The sequence below is a fragment of the Polaromonas sp. P1_E11 genome (assembly GCF_056405995.1).
Map to the genome: position 1 here is coordinate 795,054 of NZ_JBFUBA010000002.1, position 16,881 is coordinate 811,934.

13 protein-coding genes are annotated in these 16,881 nt (G+C 59.7%); 7 read left to right on the forward strand and 6 right to left on the reverse strand.

What is annotated here, in order from left to right; all coding sequences use genetic code 11:
• Nucleotides 1-59: 59 nt before the first annotated feature.
• From urtD to urtA, 4 genes are all read right to left on the reverse strand, one after another.
• Nucleotides 60-944 carry an urea ABC transporter ATP-binding protein UrtD gene (urtD, locus tag AC1D11_RS11235; protein WP_477649745.1) on the reverse strand — a complete coding sequence of 295 codons (885 nt, stop codon included), beginning with the start codon at nucleotides 942-944 and terminating at the stop codon, nucleotides 60-62.
• The gene (gene urtC, locus AC1D11_RS11240; RefSeq protein ID WP_477649746.1) at nucleotides 941-2,071 is read right to left on the reverse strand and encodes an urea ABC transporter permease subunit UrtC; all 1,131 of its coding nucleotides are present in this window, start codon (nucleotides 2,069-2,071) and stop codon (nucleotides 941-943) included. The genes urtD and urtC overlap by 4 nt, the downstream gene beginning before the upstream one ends.
• A gap of 100 nt (nucleotides 2,072-2,171) precedes the next feature.
• Nucleotides 2,172-3,755, reverse strand: coding sequence for an urea ABC transporter permease subunit UrtB (gene urtB, locus AC1D11_RS11245; protein ID WP_477649747.1), 1,584 nt, complete (start codon nucleotides 3,753-3,755; stop codon nucleotides 2,172-2,174).
• A 235-nt stretch (nucleotides 3,756-3,990) separates the two neighbouring features.
• Nucleotides 3,991-5,253, reverse strand: coding sequence for an urea ABC transporter substrate-binding protein (urtA, locus tag AC1D11_RS11250; RefSeq protein WP_477649748.1), 1,263 nt, complete (start codon nucleotides 5,251-5,253; stop codon nucleotides 3,991-3,993).
• A 248-nt stretch (nucleotides 5,254-5,501) separates the two neighbouring features.
• On the opposite strand from urtA, the gene AC1D11_RS11255 reads away from it, so the two are divergent.
• Both AC1D11_RS11255 and dsr1 read left to right on the forward strand, forming a co-directional pair.
• Nucleotides 5,502-6,023 carry a hypothetical protein gene (locus AC1D11_RS11255; RefSeq protein WP_477649749.1) on the forward strand — a complete coding sequence of 174 codons (522 nt, stop codon included), beginning with the start codon at nucleotides 5,502-5,504 and terminating at the stop codon, nucleotides 6,021-6,023.
• Between the two features lie 114 nt (nucleotides 6,024-6,137).
• A complete protein-coding gene (gene dsr1 / locus AC1D11_RS11260) occupies nucleotides 6,138-9,941 on the forward strand; it encodes an anti-phage defense-associated sirtuin Dsr1 (RefSeq protein WP_477651443.1) in 3,804 nt (1,267 codons plus the stop codon).
• Between the two features lie 115 nt (nucleotides 9,942-10,056).
• Here the strand turns inward: dsr1 and AC1D11_RS11265 are convergent, their stop codons facing one another.
• Nucleotides 10,057-10,929: a LysR substrate-binding domain-containing protein gene (locus AC1D11_RS11265; RefSeq protein ID WP_477648968.1), complete on the reverse strand. Its 873-nt coding sequence runs from the start codon at nucleotides 10,927-10,929 to the stop codon at nucleotides 10,057-10,059.
• A gap of 181 nt (nucleotides 10,930-11,110) precedes the next feature.
• Between AC1D11_RS11265 and AC1D11_RS11270 the strand changes: the two genes are divergently transcribed.
• The 5 genes from AC1D11_RS11270 (at nucleotide 11,111) to AC1D11_RS11290 (ending at nucleotide 15,715) form a co-directional block, all read left to right on the forward strand.
• On the forward strand, nucleotides 11,111-11,527 hold the full coding sequence (locus AC1D11_RS11270) for a nuclear transport factor 2 family protein (protein WP_477648969.1): 417 nt from the start codon (nucleotides 11,111-11,113) through the stop codon (nucleotides 11,525-11,527).
• A 57-nt stretch (nucleotides 11,528-11,584) separates the two neighbouring features.
• Entirely contained in the window at nucleotides 11,585-12,235 is a 651-nt protein-coding gene (locus AC1D11_RS11275) for a dihydrofolate reductase family protein (RefSeq protein ID WP_477648970.1), read from the forward strand.
• A gap of 40 nt (nucleotides 12,236-12,275) precedes the next feature.
• On the forward strand, nucleotides 12,276-12,689 hold the full coding sequence (locus tag AC1D11_RS11280; RefSeq protein ID WP_477648971.1) for a VOC family protein: 414 nt from the start codon (nucleotides 12,276-12,278) through the stop codon (nucleotides 12,687-12,689).
• A gap of 154 nt (nucleotides 12,690-12,843) precedes the next feature.
• On the forward strand, nucleotides 12,844-13,773 hold the full coding sequence (locus AC1D11_RS11285; RefSeq protein ID WP_477648972.1) for an alpha/beta fold hydrolase: 930 nt from the start codon (nucleotides 12,844-12,846) through the stop codon (nucleotides 13,771-13,773).
• A 520-nt stretch (nucleotides 13,774-14,293) separates the two neighbouring features.
• The gene (locus AC1D11_RS11290; protein WP_477648973.1) at nucleotides 14,294-15,715 is read left to right on the forward strand and encodes a sensor histidine kinase; all 1,422 of its coding nucleotides are present in this window, start codon (nucleotides 14,294-14,296) and stop codon (nucleotides 15,713-15,715) included.
• On the opposite strand, the gene AC1D11_RS11295 is transcribed toward AC1D11_RS11290, so the two are convergent.
• Complete coding sequence (locus AC1D11_RS11295; RefSeq protein ID WP_477648974.1) at nucleotides 15,639-16,787, reverse strand: GlxA family transcriptional regulator; 1,149 nt, start codon at nucleotides 16,785-16,787, stop codon at nucleotides 15,639-15,641. The genes AC1D11_RS11290 and AC1D11_RS11295 overlap by 77 nt on opposite strands.
• Nucleotides 16,788-16,881: the final 94 nt, after the last annotated feature.

Consider the following 16,881-nt stretch of genomic DNA (forward strand, 5'->3'; position numbering starts at 1 on the left):
GGGCCACAGAGGTCGCCCCCCAGTGGGGGGAGGCGGCAAAGCCGCATCGGGGGGCGTCTTTATCTGCCAAGATACACCTCAATAACCCGCTCATCCGCCTGCACCTGGTCCAGCGTCCCCTGCGCCAACACAGAGCCATCACACAGCACAGTCACGATCTCCGAAATCGTCTTGATAAAGCTCATGTCGTGCTCCACCACCATCAGCGAATGCTTGCCCTTGAGCGTTAAAAACAGCTCCGCCGTACGCGCCGTTTCTTCATCGGTCATGCCCGCCACGGGCTCATCAAGCAACAGCAGCTTCGGGTCTTGCATCAGCAGCATGCCAATCTCCAGCCACTGCTTTTGCCCATGGCTCAGGTTGCCCGCCATGCGGCCCACGCTGTCGGCCAGATGAATCGTCACCAGAATCTCGGCCAGGCGGTCGCTTTGTGCCGAGTCAAGCTTGAAGAACATCGAGTGCTTCACGCCCTTGTTGGTCTTCAGCGCGAGCTCCAGGTTTTCAAACACCGTGAGCTGCTCAAACACCGTGGGCTTCTGGAACTTGCGGCCTATTCCCAGCTGGGCGATCTCGGCTTCCTTGTGGCGCAGCAGGTCTATCGTGCTGCCAAAAAATACCGTGCCTTCATCGGGCCGGGTCTTGCCGGTGATGATGTCCATCATGGTGGTCTTGCCGGCGCCATTGGGGCCGATGATGCAGCGCAGCTCGCCAGGCGCAATGTCCAGGCTCAGCTTGTTGATGGCCTTGAAGCCGTCGAAGCTGACGCTCACATCTTCCAGGTACAGGATACGGCCGTGGGTAACGTCTACCTCACCGCTGGCGTGGGCAATGCGGCGGCCACTGGCGCTGCGGCCACCGGACTCGGTGTTGATCTTTCCAGCTTCGAGTGCAGCCAGGCGTTCTTCAATGCGGCGCGCGCCCTGTTCAAGAAGGTCGGGGGTCATTTCGCACCGCCTTTGCGTAGCTTCTTGACCAGGCCCACCACACCATCGGGCAGGAACAGCGTGACGCTGATGAAAAGTGCCCCCAGAAAGTACAGCCAGAATTCGGGATACGCCACCGTCAGCCAGCTCTTGGCGCCATTGACGATGAAGGCGCCCACAATCGGCCCGATCAGGCTGGCGCGTCCTCCCACTGCGGCCCAGATGGCAATTTCAATTGAGTTGGCCGGGCTCATTTCGCTCGGGTTGATGATGCCGACCTGCGGCACATACAGCGCACCGGCCACACCGCACATGATGGCCGAAATCACCCAGATGGTGAGCTTGTAGCCCAGCGGGCTGTAGCCCGAGAACATCACACGCGTTTCAGCATCGCGAATAGCCTGCAGCACGCGGCCAAACTTGCTGCCCACTAGCCATTTGGCAAACAAAAAGAAGCCCAGCAGCGTGAGGCCCGTCATGATGAACAGCGTCATGCGCATCGACGGCGTGGCTATCGGGATGTTGAGAATGCGCTTGAAGTCGGTAAAGCCGTTGTTGCCGCCAAAACCGGTTTCATTGCGAAAGAACAGCAGCATGGCCGCAAACGTCATGGCCTGGGTGATGATGGAAAAGTAAACGCCCTTGATGCGCGAGCGAAACGCAAAGAAGCCAAACACAAACGCAATGATGCCCGGCACCGCCACAATCAAAAACAGGGTGGCGGCAAAGCTGTCGCTGAAGGTCCAGTGCCAGGGCAGTGTCTTCCAGTCAAGGAACACCATGAAGTCAGGCAGGTCGCTTTTGTAATTGCCGTCACGGCCAATCTGGCGCATGAGGTACATGCCCATGGCGTAGCCGCCCAGCGCAAAGAACACGCCGTGCCCCAGAGAGAGGATGCCGGTGTAGCCCCAGATCAAGTCCATGGCCAGCGCGCAGATGGCGTAGCACATGATCTTGCCCAACAGCGCCACGGCGTAGGTGCTCATGTGGAACATGCTGCCTTCGGGCACCCACAGGTTGAGCATGGGTGCAATGGCGCAGACGGCGATCAGCGCCATCATGAAGGCGCTCCAGCCACCGCGCGTGAGCAGCGGGCCTTTGGCCGGAAGGATGACAGGCATAGGTTTAAACACAGACTCGGTATTCATGACGTTTTGCCAATTCGAGGGTAGCCGTGGAACCGGCTTTGCCGGGCCACTGGCTGCGCCCCCTTGAGGGGGAGGTGCCGCAGGCGCTTCGGGGGCGTACTCATACTTCCGCACTGCGGCCCTTCATCGCGAAGATGCCCTGCGGCCGCTTCTGGATGAAGATGATGATGAACACCAGCACAGCAATCTTGGCCAGCACGGCGCCCGTCCAGCCTTCCAGGAATTTGTTGAGGATGCCCAGGCCCATCGCGGCATACACCGTGCCCGCCAGCTGGCCCACGCCGCCCAGCACCACCACCATGAACGAATCCACGATGTAGCCCTGGCCCAGATCCGGCCCCACGTTGCCCACCTGGCTCAGCGCGCAACCGGCCAGGCCGGCAATGCCCGAACCCAGCGCGAAGGCATACGTGTCAACACGGGCAGTGTTCACCCCCATGCAAGAGGCAATCGGCCGGTTTTGCGTGACGCCGCGCACAAACAGGCCCAGCCGCGTGCGGCTGATCAGCCAGGCCACGCCCAGCAGCACCGCCACGGCAAACACAATGATGACCAGCCGGTTGTAAGGCAGTGAAAGGTTGCCCAGCACCTGCACGCCGCCGCTCATCCACACCGGGTTTTCAACACCCACGTTTTGCGCGCCAAAAATCGAGCGCACCAGCTGCTGCAGCATCAGGCTGATACCCCAGGTGGCCAGCAATGTCTCCAGTGGCCGGCCATAGAGGAAGCGGATCACGCTGCGCTCCAGCGCCGCGCCCATCAGCGCCGAAGCCATGAAGGCCACCGGCACCGCAGCCAGCAGATACCAGTCAAATGCGCCGGGGAAGTATTTCTGGAACACGCCTTGCACCACGTAGGTGGCGTAGGCGCCAATCATCATCAGCTCGCCGTGCGCCATGTTGATGACGCCCATCAGCCCGTAAGTGATGGCCAACCCCAGCGCCACCAGCAGCAAAATGCTGCCCAGGCTGATGCCGCTGAAAATGGCGCCCAGCTTGTTGCCCCACTCCAGTGAGGCCTCAACTTTGGCCAGCGCGGCCTGCAGGGCCACCTTCACGTCGGCGTCCGCCTCGGTGCCCAGGCGCTCTATCAGCACCGTCTTGGTATTGGGGTTCTTGCTGCCGGCCAGCTGCGCGGCGGCTTCCAGGCGCTTGGCCTTGTCGGTGCTGCCCAGCATGATGGCGGCGCGCATCAGCTCGAGCTGGTTCTTCAGCTCAGGCACGGTTTCAGCCGCGTAGGCTTTTTCAATCAGCGGCAGGCGCGCTTCGTCGTTGTCGCCGCCCAGCGTCTTGATCGCATCGCGCCGCTGCTTCTCGTCTTTGGAAAACAGCTTCAACGCAGCCAGCGCGTTGTCGATCTCGCTGCGCATCAGGTTGGGATTGATCACGTCTTCGGCATCAGCCGGCAACGGCACCTCAGCGCCAGTGATCGGGTCAAAGGCCTTGTCGTCTTTCACAACAAAGACTTTGTCACCCTTGGTTTTCACCGCATCGTCAGACAGCGCCTGAATGAACGCAGCCGTCTTTTCGTCAGCCTTGGCGGCGGCCTTGCCCAGGGCCTCGACACGTGCCTCCGTCTCGCCAATTGACATGCCTTTTACCTCCTCAGGGCTTAAGGCATGGGCGCGAGCAGCTATCAAAAGCGTAGCAAGAAAGAGTAGGCGGAGAAGTGGGTAACGGAGCATAGGGGAAAGAACCTGTAGGTTGGGCACAGCACGCAACCGTGTTGCGCCCAGACTGCAACTTCCTGAGGGGCACCGGTCTTCTCCATGCAAGAGCAAGAACCGGACCTAAGACACCACAAAGGTGTCAAGACTGGAAGAAGCGTAGCGAGCGGACCGAGGTGGGGTTCGAGGAGCGGAACCGTACACCAGTACGGTGAGCACCACAGAGCCCCAGATCGGTTCGCGCAGTAGCTTCTTACTTCTTGACAGGCTCGTCGGGTTTCTTGTCGTTCCCTTCAATGTATGGGCTCCATGGCTTGGCCTTCACAGGACCAGGCGTCTTCCACACTACATTGAACTGGCCGTCGGCCTTGATTTCGCCGATGAAGACCGACTTGTGCAGGTGATGATTTTTCTCATCCATCTTGCTGACGATGCCGGAAGGCGCGTTGAAGGTCTGGCCGGCCATGGCGGCGATGACCTTGTCGGTATCGGTGGACTTGGCCTTTTCAACAGCCTGCTTCCACATGTTGATGCCGATGTAGGTGGCTTCCATCGGGTCGTTCGTCAAAGGCTTGTCAGAGCCAGGGAGCTTCTTGGCTTTGGCATAAGCAGACCACTTCTTGATGAACTCGGTGTTGGCCGGGCTCTTGATCGACTGGAAGTAGTTCCAGGCAGCCAGGTGGCCGACCAGCGGCTTCGTGTCCACGCCGCGCAGTTCTTCTTCACCCACGGAGAAGGCAACCACTGGCACGTCTTTGGCCTTCAGGCCGGCATTGCCCAGCTCTTTGTAGAAAGGCACGTTGGAGTCACCGTTGATGGTGGACACCACAGCCGTCTTGCCGCCTTGCGAGAACTTCTTCACGTCAGCCACGATGGTTTGGTAATCGCTATGGCCGAAGGGGGTGTATTTCTCGTCGATGTCTTTGTCAGCCACGCCCTTGCTCTTCAGGTAAGCGCGCAGGATCTTGTTGGTGGTGCGTGGGTACACATAGTCGGTGCCCAGCAGAACCCAGCGCTTGGCGCCGCCGCCGGCCTTGCTCATCAAATAGTCGACCGCAGGAATAGCCTGCTGGTTAGGCGCCGCGCCCGTGTAGAACACGTTCTTGGAGAGTTCTTCGCCTTCGTACTGCACGGGGTAGAACAGCAGGCCGTTCATTTCTTCAACCACTGGCAGCACCGACTTGCGGGAAACCGACGTCCAGCAGCCGAAGATGACGGAAACTTTGTCCTGGCCGAGCAGCTGCTTGGTTTTTTCAGCAAACAGAGGCCAGTTGGAAGCCGGGTCAACCACCACGGGCTCGAGCTTCTTGCCCATCACGCCGCCCTTGGCATTGATCTCTTCGATCGCCATCAGCACGGTGTCTTTCAGGGTCGTTTCAGAAATTGCCATGGTGCCCGACAGGCTGTGCAAGATGCCAACTTTGATGGTGTCCTGGGCAAAAGCCGGCATGGCGCCAAGGCCAGCCAGTGCGACTGCGGCGGTCATCGCCTTGAGGGTAAATCGACGTTGTTGCATGTGAATCCTCGCTCCGGTAGATAGGTAGGTGAATCGCGTTTCGCTGCGCCAAAACCAGGGGAAACCAGGGCTTTTACACAGCGATGAACCGATTCTGGGGACCGGAGGGGGATTGGGGAATACGCCGGGTGGCGTATGCGGGGTGGCCTTTATGCTGTGGGGTGCCGGTGAGGGCCGGCATTACAGGGAGGTCACTGCGCCCGCTGACCTCTCTTCCATATCAAACTAAAAAACGAGGACTCTCTTATATGAACGCGCTGGTTTCCCGCTCTTCACACCTGGTCATCCTTGCCTTAACCGCCGCAAACCTCGCAGGGTGCCAGACCACCCAGCCTGGCCCAGGTGCAAGCAACCCCGAGCCCAAGATTGTTTCCGTCACCCGCGTAGGAGGAAAAGGCATCCCCAACGGCCGGTCAGATTCAACGGCGCCCTATCTGCGCGTCATCAAGTTGCAAACCGCCACCGACCCTGGCTACGGCTACTCTGCCGCAAACGCCATCAGAACAGGCCCTTACGGCACCCGGCTTCATCTTATGTACCTCAACTCGTTGCGCGGACCAAAAGGCGAACCCATAACATACGAGCGCCGGGGCGCCTGCTGCGAATACGAGGACAAATCGATCCCGACGGGTAGCGGGCTCCCCTCAGGTGGCGGGCTGCTGGATGTCTATGACATTCAGGTTGACGGAGGCAGCAAGACCGTCACAATTTACGTGGACATGTATCGAGCGGGACCGCCGCAACTGCCGGTTGGGTTTACGGCTCGGTAGTGATTAGTCTGCTGAATCCAGCAAGCCAGGCATCGAGGCCGCTGCCCATGGTTAGATGCCCGTGAAGCAAACCGAGTAACGAGTTAACAACAGGCACCAATCGGGGATCAACGAATGAAATTCGTACGCTACGGGCCTGATATTCCCGAACGTCTATTGCAGTTGCATGAAGATGGGCGAGTGGTATTCTTTTGCGGCGCTGGAATTTCCTACCCGGCGCGACTCCCTGGCTTTGGCGGGTTGGTGGACATGCTGTACGCGGAGCTCACCGTCATCCCTAATGCCGTGCAGTTAGCAGCCATAAAGGCGGGTCAGTTCGACACAGCTGTTGGACTGTTAGAGGCAGGGGTGATGGGAGGACGGGAGATGGTGCGCCGTGCGATGGCTTCGGTACTCAAGCCAGATTTCGCAGCGCCCAACGCCATCGCTACGCATGAAGCCTTGCTAACGTTGAGCCAGAACCGGACTGGCCGGACGCGGCTCATCACAACAAACTTTGACCGTCTTTTTGAGCACTTGATCGACTCCCAGTCGCTCTCGCTGCAAACCTATCAAGCCCCATTGCTTCCGGTGCCTAAAGCAAGGTGGGACGGCTTGGTCTATCTGCATGGCCTGTTATCAGCCGCGCCAACGTCGGCAGAGTTGGACCGCTTGGTGATTTCTAGCGGGGACTTCGGTTTAGCGTACTTAACGGAACGCTGGGCAGCACGTTTCGTAAGTGAGTTGTTTCGCGGCTATACGGTTTGCTTTGTCGGTTACAGCATTAATGATCCGGTTCTGCGGTACATGATGGATGCGCTGGCGGCAGACCGGTTGCTGGGAGAGTCGCCACCAGAGATGTTCGCGTTTGGCAGCTATACGAACGGAAAGGAAATTGACAGAGCCAACGAGTGGAATGCCAAGAATGTCACCCCAATTTTGTATCGTGAACGAAGGGGCCACGACCACTCCTATCTGCACAGCACGCTTCGCGCTTGGGCTCAGACATATCGCGACGGGGTTCGCGGCAAAGAGAGAATTGTTGTGGAGTGTGCGATAGGGCGCCCCCTCGCGGCGACGAAACAGGATGACTTTATCGGCCGCATGCTGTGGGCGCTAAGTGATCCGCATGGCTTGCCCGCCAAGCGATTTGCGGAACTGGACCCGGCACCGTCGCTTGACTGGCTCGAACCCCTGAGTCAGGATATCTATCGCCATGAGGATTTGGGACGTTTTGGTGTTCCAGCATTGGTTAATGCCGACAAGAAACTCGAGTTCAGTTTTACTCGACGCCCCGCACCTTACACAAAGGCGCCGTGGATGGCGTTATCTGATAGCGGGAACCGGGGCAGCGAATGGGATGCGCCAATGCATCACCTCGCTTGCTGGCTAGTGCGACACCTTGATGATCCGAAGCTGCTACTGTGGCTCATCAAACGCGGCGACAGGTTGCACCACCAGTTGACATGGCTCGTAGAGCGGCGCCTCAACGAGTTAGCCAAACTTGAACGCTCGAGTGATGCGAAGGAACTTGCGCGTATTCGCAACACCTCTCCCAGAGCAATTCCCCGAGCCGCAATGCGCACGCTATGGCGTTTATTGCTGAATGGGCGCGTAAAGGCCGGGACGCATAGCTTCGATCTCTACAGATGGAGAGAACAATTTAAACGGGATGGGTTAACTGCTAGCGTGCGATTCGCGTTAAAGGACGCCTTAGCGCCCTGTGTTGTGTTGCGCGAACCGTTTCACTGGTCCGACGAAACAGTAGCGAACGACGCTGCAGACGAAGTCAAGAATATCGTTGACTGTGAGTTGGAGCTGGCATCGGATCACGTGCATTCTGCATTGAGCGACATCCGTGAGGATCGGGCTTGGCTGGATGCTCTGCCTCACTTGCTGCTGGACTTTAATGTGCTTCTGCACGACGCACTGGATCTGATGCAGGAGTTAGGCGATGCAGATGAGCGGCGAGATCACAGCTATTCTCACCAACCCTCTATATCCAAGCATCCGCAGAACAGGAACTTTCATGATTGGACTGCGCTAATAGAGTTAGCTCGTGATGCTTGGGTTGCGACTTCGTCTCGTGCGCCCGAGCAAGCTCGAGCTGTGGCCGAAACATGGGCGCACGGGCCCTATCCTGTTTTTCGTAGATTGTCATTCTTCACGGGTACGCACGTTGATGTCATTCCACCGACGATGGCTTTGCGCTTCCTCGTCAATGATGAGAGTTGGTGGTTATGGTCAGTGGAGACTCAGCGTGAAGCCCTGCGTTTACTCGTTGCTTTAGCGCCAGTGCTAGCCCGAGAGTCGCTAGATAAGTTGGAAGCGGTCATTCTCATTGGACCGCCGCGCGAGATGTTCCGAGACGACATTGATGCCGATCATTGGATGCATCTAGCTAATCGGGAGATATGGCTAAGGTTGAAAAAGCTGGCGCTTGCCGGCGCCGTCTTGGGGGAACTTGCGCGCTCCCGGCTGAGTGCGCTATCCGAAGCGAATCCAGTTTGGGATCTTGAGGGAGATGAGCGCGAGGAGTTTCCGTTCTGGATGGATAGCGGCTGGGTAGGCAATCGAGACCCGTGGAGGACCTTCACGGCAGTGCCGCGCAGTCGTCGAGGCGTACTTGACTACCTGTTGGCGCACCCCGAGCTAGCGCCAAACGAGCAGGATGACTGGAGACAACGATGTTCAGAAAGCTTTCAAGCGACCGCGTATGCGCTGTATCAACTAGTGAAACGTAAGGGAGCCTGGCCTGTTGAACGTTGGAGAGATGCGCTCCAAGCGTGGTCAGAAGAAAAGCTACGAACGCCCTCGTGGCACTTCATGGCTCCGCTCTTGGCCATAGCGCCTGAATCGCTGCTCCAAGCGACAGCCCACGGGGTGGGTTGGTGGCTGCAGTCAATTGGGAAGACGTTTGAAGGCCACCTTGATCAATTCGTGACGCTAGTCACACGCGTCCTTCAACTTGAGTTCGATGTCGACGACAAGATCGATGAGCCAGTCTTTCATGCCATCAATCATCCTGTGGGCCACGTAACAAACGGTCTTCTAGATTGGTGGTATCGCGATGAACTCGAAGACGGTCAACAGCTACCGCAGGAGCTTAAATCTATATTTACCGACTTGTGTGACACAACTAATGCCAGCTTCGTAAATGGAAGAGTATTGCTGGCGACGAACGCGATTACTTTGTTCAGAGTGGACCCGGACTGGGCTGCGCGATATCTACTCCCGCTGTTTGACTGGAGGCGGTCTGCAACTGAAGCGCGCTCGGCGTGGGAAGGTTATTTATGGTCACCGCGCCTGTATCGGCCGATGATGCAGTTCCTTAAACCCGCCTTCCTAGACACGGCAAATCACTATGAGCAACTTGGGAAGCACGGCAGCCAATACGCATCGCTTCTGGCGCTCGCTGCACTCGATCCCGGCGATACGTTCAAGAGCGCAGAGCTAGCCAGTGCAGTTCGTTCATTGTCGGCAGAGGGCCTGCGCGATTTGGCTGAGGCGCTGGTCAAGGCAGTCGAAGGCACTGGCGACCGGCGCGAAGAATACTGGAGAAACCGCGTTAGCCCTTTTTGGGACAAAGTCTGGCCCAAGGCACGGGATCGAGCCCAAAACGTCGATGGCTCATCAGTCGCAAGACTCTGCATCGCGGCTGGTGGTGAGTTTCCTGCGGCGGTCGAGCTGCTGGGAAATTGGCTTAGCAAGATTGAGCATCCTGACTATGTCATTCACCGCCTACACGAAGCGGACCTCTGCACCTCGTTTCCGGAAAGTGCACTGCAGTTTCTAGACCTCATTCTTTCCGAACAGTCATCTTGGCTTCCACCGGCACTGCGACAATGCTTGAACGCAATCCTGCAGATATTGCCGAATTTGCGCCAAGATCGACGCTTCATGCGGGTGGATGAAATAGCGCGGAGAGCTGGCCTTTGAAATCGAACAGCCGACGTGTGTGCACGAAGAACCAGTGTTCTTCAGACGGCTCCCAACCGCACCACAGGCAGGGGCCGCCTGGATCCCGAGGCAGAAGGACCGGGCGAAAGCCTCCTCACCCCCGCAGCACAGATTGCATCCATTCCTCAAACAGCCGAATACTCCGCTCCTCCCGCCGCTGAGGCGGATAAGTGAGGAAATACGCGTTCCCGCTATCGACCTCGATATCAAAGGGCTTCACCACTTTCTGTGAGGCAATCAGGTCGGTAAACAAGGCGGCGTCTGCAATCGCAACGCCTAGGCCACGCTCTGCGCTTTGCACGCACATGTCCACCGTATCAAACAGCTGCTCACGCGCGCCCTGCAGATCGGGCACGCCAGCGCCTTGCAGCCATGTCAGCCATTCGTGCCGGTTGGCTGTGGCATGCAGCAGGGTCTCGCTGGCGAGATCGCTCGGCTCGCGCAGGCTGGCGGCTAGCTGGGGCGTGCACAGGGGCACGAGCCGTTCGCGCATCAGCGGCACCTCGACCAGGTGGGGCCAGCCGCCTTTGCCATGGGCAATGATGGCGTCGGCATCGGTGTTGCTGAAGTCGGGTGCGTCCGTCCAGTGGGTGGCTACGCGAATCTCCAGCCCGGGCAGTTCGGCCTGCAAGGCCGGCAGTCGCGGCAAGAACCACCTGACAGCCATGGTCGGCGGAAACTGGATTCTGAGGACATCGCTGCCGCGCCGCACGCGCGCGCTGGCTTCAGACAGCATCTGCATCGCTTGCCGCACCGGCGCAATCAGCTCCTGACCTTCGGCCGTCAGCGTCAAGCCGCGGGCCTGCCGCACGAAGAGTGGGCAGCCGTAGTATTCCTCCAGCAGCTGAACTTGCCTGCTCACTGCGCCCTGTGTCAGGTTGAGCCGGGTGGCCGCGCCTGTGAAGCTGCCGCAATCAGCTGCAGCCAGAAATGCCTGCAAGGCATACAGGGGTGGCAAGGCCGGCATGGCTCAGGCGTGAGAGGCGGTGTTGTTCATCTGACCAGTTTATCGTGGCGGCCCGCCGTGGGACTACCCAATAGCAGCCATGCGTGCCGCACATGGCTGCCCCCAAAAACTTTCGTTGGTGCTTGGTCGCTTGCGCTCCTACGATGGGCCCCCTATTCACTCCAACAGATCGCCCCAAGCCATGGTCATCAGCTCGAACGCACTCGCCTACATAGACGTCATCAACAAATACTTGGCCCTGCTGGCCGCGGGAGACGTGCGGGGCATCGTGTCGCTGTTCAGCCCGCAGGGCATGGTGCACTCACCCTTCCTGGGCGTGCAGCCGGCGGGCGCGTTCTTCGACCAGTTGAAGGCAGCCACGCGGCGCAGCGTGCTGGAAGACCCTGAAGTGTTCGTGAGCGGGGTCGGCTCGCGCCGGGCTACCGTCTGTTTTACCTACCAGTGGGAGCTGGCCGACGGCTCGCACGTGAGCTTTCGCTGCGTTGACCTTTTTGATTTCGACGAACAAGGTTTGATTGAAACCATGACCATCATTTACGACACAGCGCCCATACGCGCGGAAGTGGGCGACAAGTACCGCCGCGTGGAAATCCCTTGATTCACCCCTGATTCCCCCCTGATTCATTCACCCCAACCTGAGCAAAGGAGCACTCCCATGTCACTTGTTCGCGTACAACATGTCTCGATCTCGCTCGACGGTTTCGGCACCGGCGAGGGTCAAAGTCTCGATGCACCGTTCGGCCATGCCGGTGAACGGCTGCACGAGTGGATGTTCGAAACCCAATGGGGCCGCCGGATGATCGGCCAGTCTGGTGGCACATCCGGCGTTGACGATGCCTTCTTGCGTCTTTTTGACCAGGGCATTGGCGCCGAGATCATGGGTTCCGGCAAATACGGCTACCCGGGCTGGCACAAGAACCCGGAGTGGAAGGGCCACTGGGGCCGCAACCCGCCCTTTCACACACCGGTGTTTGTGCTGACCCATCACACACGCCCGCCCATCGAGATGGAAGGCGGCACCACCTTCCACTTCATCGACGCATCGCCAGCAGAAGCAGTCGAGGTGGCGCGCAAGGCTGCGGGCGGCAAAGACATACGCCTGGGCAGGGGCCCGACCATGCTTCGCGAATTTCTCAAGGCCGTGCTGGTCGACCACATGCACATCGTGGTGGTGCCTATCGTGCTCGGCCGCGGTGTGCGGCTTTGGGACGGCCTGGAGGGCCTGGAGAAGAACTACAACATCGAGTTCGTCTCAACACCCGTCGGCGTCACGCATATGACCTTCACCCGTGCGGTGAGTCATTGATCACCCATTCCCTCTAAACCAACCTCAAAGGAGAGCCACCATGCCCAAGATGATTTTTGTCAACCTGCCGGTGAAAGACCTCGCTGCTTCGACGCGCTTTTACAAGGCAATCGGCTGCGAACAAAACATGCAGTTCAGCAACGAGCAGGCCGCGATGATGGTCTGGTCGGAAACAATCAGCTTCATGCTGCTGACGCACGACTACTTTGGCACTTTCACTACGAAGCGCATCGCCGATGCGCAGCAGACCTGCGAAGTGTTGCTGGCCCTTTCACGTGACAGCCGCGAAGACGTAGACGCCATCACGCAAGCCGCGGCGGCTGCCGGTGGCAAAGCCGATGTTCGCCCACCGCAGGACATGGGCTTTATGTATGGCCGCGCCTTCCAGGACCCGGACGGCCATGTGTTCGAGCCGGTGTGGATGGACATGGCGGCGGTGAACGCCACCGCTTAAGGCTGCTGCCTAGGTCTCACGTACCGGCCTACGTAGCCGGACTTTGTCGAATTCTCCAAACCCGCTCGTCGTAACAGGTAAGCAAGCGAAAAAGCCCCATGGGCCTCTTTTCTGTTTCGCTTGTTTCCCTGTTTATTAACCCAAGGAGAAATCGATGAAGTTCCTGCACACTCTTTTCGCCCCGTTGCTCAGCGCCGCGGTGGCGGTTGCCACCATCGTCCCGGTCGCTTCGCACGCCCAGGACAGCAAGCCGGTCAAGACCGGCTACCTCAAGGTTAATGGCGTCAACTACCACTACCAGGTCCACGGCAAGGGCGAGCCGCTGCTGCTTTTGCATGGCGGCCTGGGCGACTTCGACATGTTCGGGCCGGTGCTGACGGCGCTGGCCCAAACCCGCCAGGTCATAGGTGTTGACCTGTACGGCCACGGCCGCACGGCGCTGACAGAGCGGGCCATGAGCGTGGTCGACATGGGCGACGACATGGCGCAGATCGTGCAGCAGCTGGGCTACGGGCAGGTGGACGTGATGGGTTATTCGTTGGGCGGCGGTGTCGGCTTTCGCATGGCGGTGCAACACCCCGAGCGCGTGCGGCGCCTGGCGCTGGTGTCGGCCGGCTACGCACAAGACGGCTTCTTCCCGGAAATGCTGCCGATGCAGGCGCAAGTGGGGGCGGCCATGGCCGACATGATGAAGGACAGCCCGATGTACAAGTCCTACGCCGCGGTGGCACCGCGCCCGCAGGATTTCCCCAAGCTGCTCGACCAGATGGGCGCCTTCATGCGCAAGCCTTATGACTATGCAGAGGACGTGAAGAAGCTGGCGATGCCGGTGATGCTGGTCTTTGGCGACAGCGACATGTACCGCCCGGAGCACATCATGAAGTTCTACCAGCTGCTGGGCGGCGGGCTAAGGGACGCGGGCTGGGGCCGGGAGCACATGGCGAAGAACCGGCTCGCGATATTGCCGGGGTCCACGCACTACGACCTCTTCCTGGCACCTGGCCTGGTGCCGACGGTGCTGCCTTTCCTTGACGGGAAGGAAAATACGGCCAGGTGGGGACAGCAGGGCGAAGCTCGCAAGTAAGCGGTGGTGAGTCCTGTCGCTGGCAAAGGGCTCTATCTGTACGGCGCTACCGGGGGGGACGAGCACTTCAGCTATCCCTGCACCGGGCCCACGCACACAAGCCATGAATAAAAAGGTATACGTTCCGCCTGTGTAACCACCGCACAAAGACAACCAAAGACGACTCGCCCAACGCCGCCAACACTGGCAAGATCAGCACACGGCTGGCGGGGCAAAAAAGCAAAACTTACACACCCCGGCTGCCGTGAAGCCAATGGAATACGGCGCAACGCCAAACAGGCGCGCCGCAATCCCTGCTACCCCGCAAAGAAGGCCTTCTTGAAGACCTCCCCAAGCGAAGGCAAGGTGGATTTCCGTAAGCCAAATAATAGGTAGAAGCCCCACTCCCGCCTCCCTTCTGGCCGCGCTGCGCTCAAGGGAAAATCACTGATATTGCTGTTGCCCACACCCTGCCCCGCTCACGGAAGAATTCCCTCTCAATGACGCCCATCCTGCCAGCAGACACCGGAAGCGGCCATCGATGAGTTCGTGCGAGGCCTGGGTGAGCACGCAGCTGGCCCGCACATTTATACGGAATGCGCGGCCTGCGCTGCATGCGGGCGTGCTCGTCATTCTGGTGGTGGTGGTGATGCTGCACGGGCATGTGGCCCCCTGGGACCTGTGGGTGTGGGTGGCGGCCGCGGGCTCGGTGACGCTGCTGCGTTATGCCATCGTGCATGCTTACCTCCACCGCCTGGCGGAGGCCGACGGGGTGGCGCTGCGGGAATTCATGTCGCTCTACGGATGGGCCTGGCCCTTGAGCGCGGTGATCTGGGGCTCGCTGATGTTTGTGGTCTACCGGGCACCTGTCGAGATGCAGATGGTTTGCATGCTGATTCTGTCATGCATTGCGGCGGTTTCGGTGGCTTCGTCCCCGCCGAATTTGCACATCTTCTCGGCGTACTGCAATGGCCTGGGCGCCTCGGTAATGGCGGCCCTGGCCTGGCGCACAGACCTGACGGAGGGCGCGCCCTGGGTGCTTGACACCGGCGCCGGGATGGGGGTGGTGCTGGTCTTCCTGTGGGTGGCCCATGTAACGGGCCGGCGCATGCACCGGGCCCAGCACATCAGCCTGGAGCGGCAGTTTGACCGCCGGGAACTCATCAAGGCGCTTGAGGAGCGCAAACAGATCCTGGCTGGGGCCGAAGCCGTACGCAGCCGTTTTATTGCCAGCGCCGCGCACGAGCTGCGCCAGCCGGTGCAGGCATTGGGCCCATATGCCGACTGGCTGACCAAAGAGCCGGAGTTTGCGGTGCAAATTGCGCGCAAGATTTCTGATTGCACGCACAAGATCGACGAAATTTTCGAGTCGCTGTTCAGCCTCGCGGGGCTGGACCCGGAGTCGCTGAGCGTGCACCTGCAGCCGGTGGACCTGCGCGCGTTGATCCACACGCTGGCGGGCGAATACACGCCGATGGCGCACGAGAAGCACCTGCGCCTGCGCACGCGGGCCGCCGCGGGGCGGGTGCTGTCAGACCCGGTGCTGCTCACGCGGCTGGTGGGTTGCCTGCTGTCCAATGCATTGCGCAACACGCATGGCGGCGGTGTGTTGCTGGCCGCGCGGCCGCGCCAGGGCAAGTGGCGCATCGAGTTGTGGGACACAGGCACGGGCATTGCCCTTGAACGCCAGCAGACTTTCTCTGAAGGCATTCCGCAGCAGGACATGGCCGAGGGTTTTGGGCTGGAACTGGCGGCCATTTACCGCCTGAGCCAGCTGCTGGGGCACCCGGTGGGCATGACGGACCGCCGGGGGCGCGGCAGCGTCTTCTGGGTAGAGCTGCCCCGGTATGAGGAGGCTGAGAAGAGCGGAAATGCTCCCCGGGGGCCTACACCTCCACCGCAGGTAGCGCCTTCCGCAACCGCCCGGGCGAAACGCCATACAGCTGTTGAAAGTGCCGGATGAAATGCGAGGCGTCCGCAAACCCGCATTCATAGGCGATGGTGCTCACCGGTGAATCGGTTGAAGTCAGCAGCCACCGGCCGTATTTGAGCCGGGAGTTGCGATAAAACTCCGAAGGCGAAGCGCCCGTTTCTGCCAGAAAAACCCGTTCAAGTTGCCGGCTGCTGGAATCCACAATTTTGGCGATGACGGAAATTTCAAGCGGCGTGGTGATGTTCTTTTCCATCAGCACAATCGCTTGGCGGAGCTTGTCGTTGTCGGCACAGACATAACCCAGGGCGCGCCGGCGCGCGACGTGCGAGATGGCGGATTTTCGGGTTACCGTCATCTGGTGCACAACCTTGGCGGCACGGTCCGGGCCGCAGTGCAGGCGAATCAGCTCGGTGGCCAGCTCGATGATCGAGATACCGCCCGCGCAGGTGATCCGGTCGCCGTCGAAGACGTAGTCGCAGTTGGTGGTGAAGGGTAGATCGGGAAAGGCTTCTTTCCAGTCATTGACATGGAAGGGATGAACACAGGCCATTCGGCCTTTCATGAACCCATGCCGCGCGAGCGCAAAGCTGCCGGTGCAAATGCCGATCAATGGCACACCGGTTTTTGCGGCATGGTTCAGAAACTTCACACCTCGAGGGTCGGCCGTTTTCATGAAGGGCAGCAAGCCCCCGATCACAGCTACGTAATCAAAATTGCAGTCCGACGAAGCCGCGGGCAGCGTGGCCACTTCGACGCCGCAGCTGGAGGCCACGGTCTCGCCGGCGGCGCTGAGCACCGCCCACGTGCAGCGAAGCTGCCGGCTCTGGTCGCCCAGGTCTGCGGCGTGGCGCAACGCATCGCACAGCCCCGCCAGCGACAACAGGGGAAAACGCGGGCACAGAAAAATACCGACCCGCAGTTCCACACCGGTTTTGGGAGGCGTTTTGGCCTTGGCCGCGTCAAGCCGGTCCACCAGCTGGTTGCCCTCATCCTGTACGCCGGCCGCCCTGTTGGTCTTCGCGGGTGCACGCTTTACGCGCTTTGCCGCCGCAGCTTTGGGCGCAGAAGTGCCCTTGGTTGGTAATTTTCCCGAATGTCGCATACGTTCAATTTACACGCCAAAGCTTCCTATGACAAGTTGACGGCGCTTCATACCATCCACCCCGTCAGTGAGAGTTTCGTTAAACCACCATCAG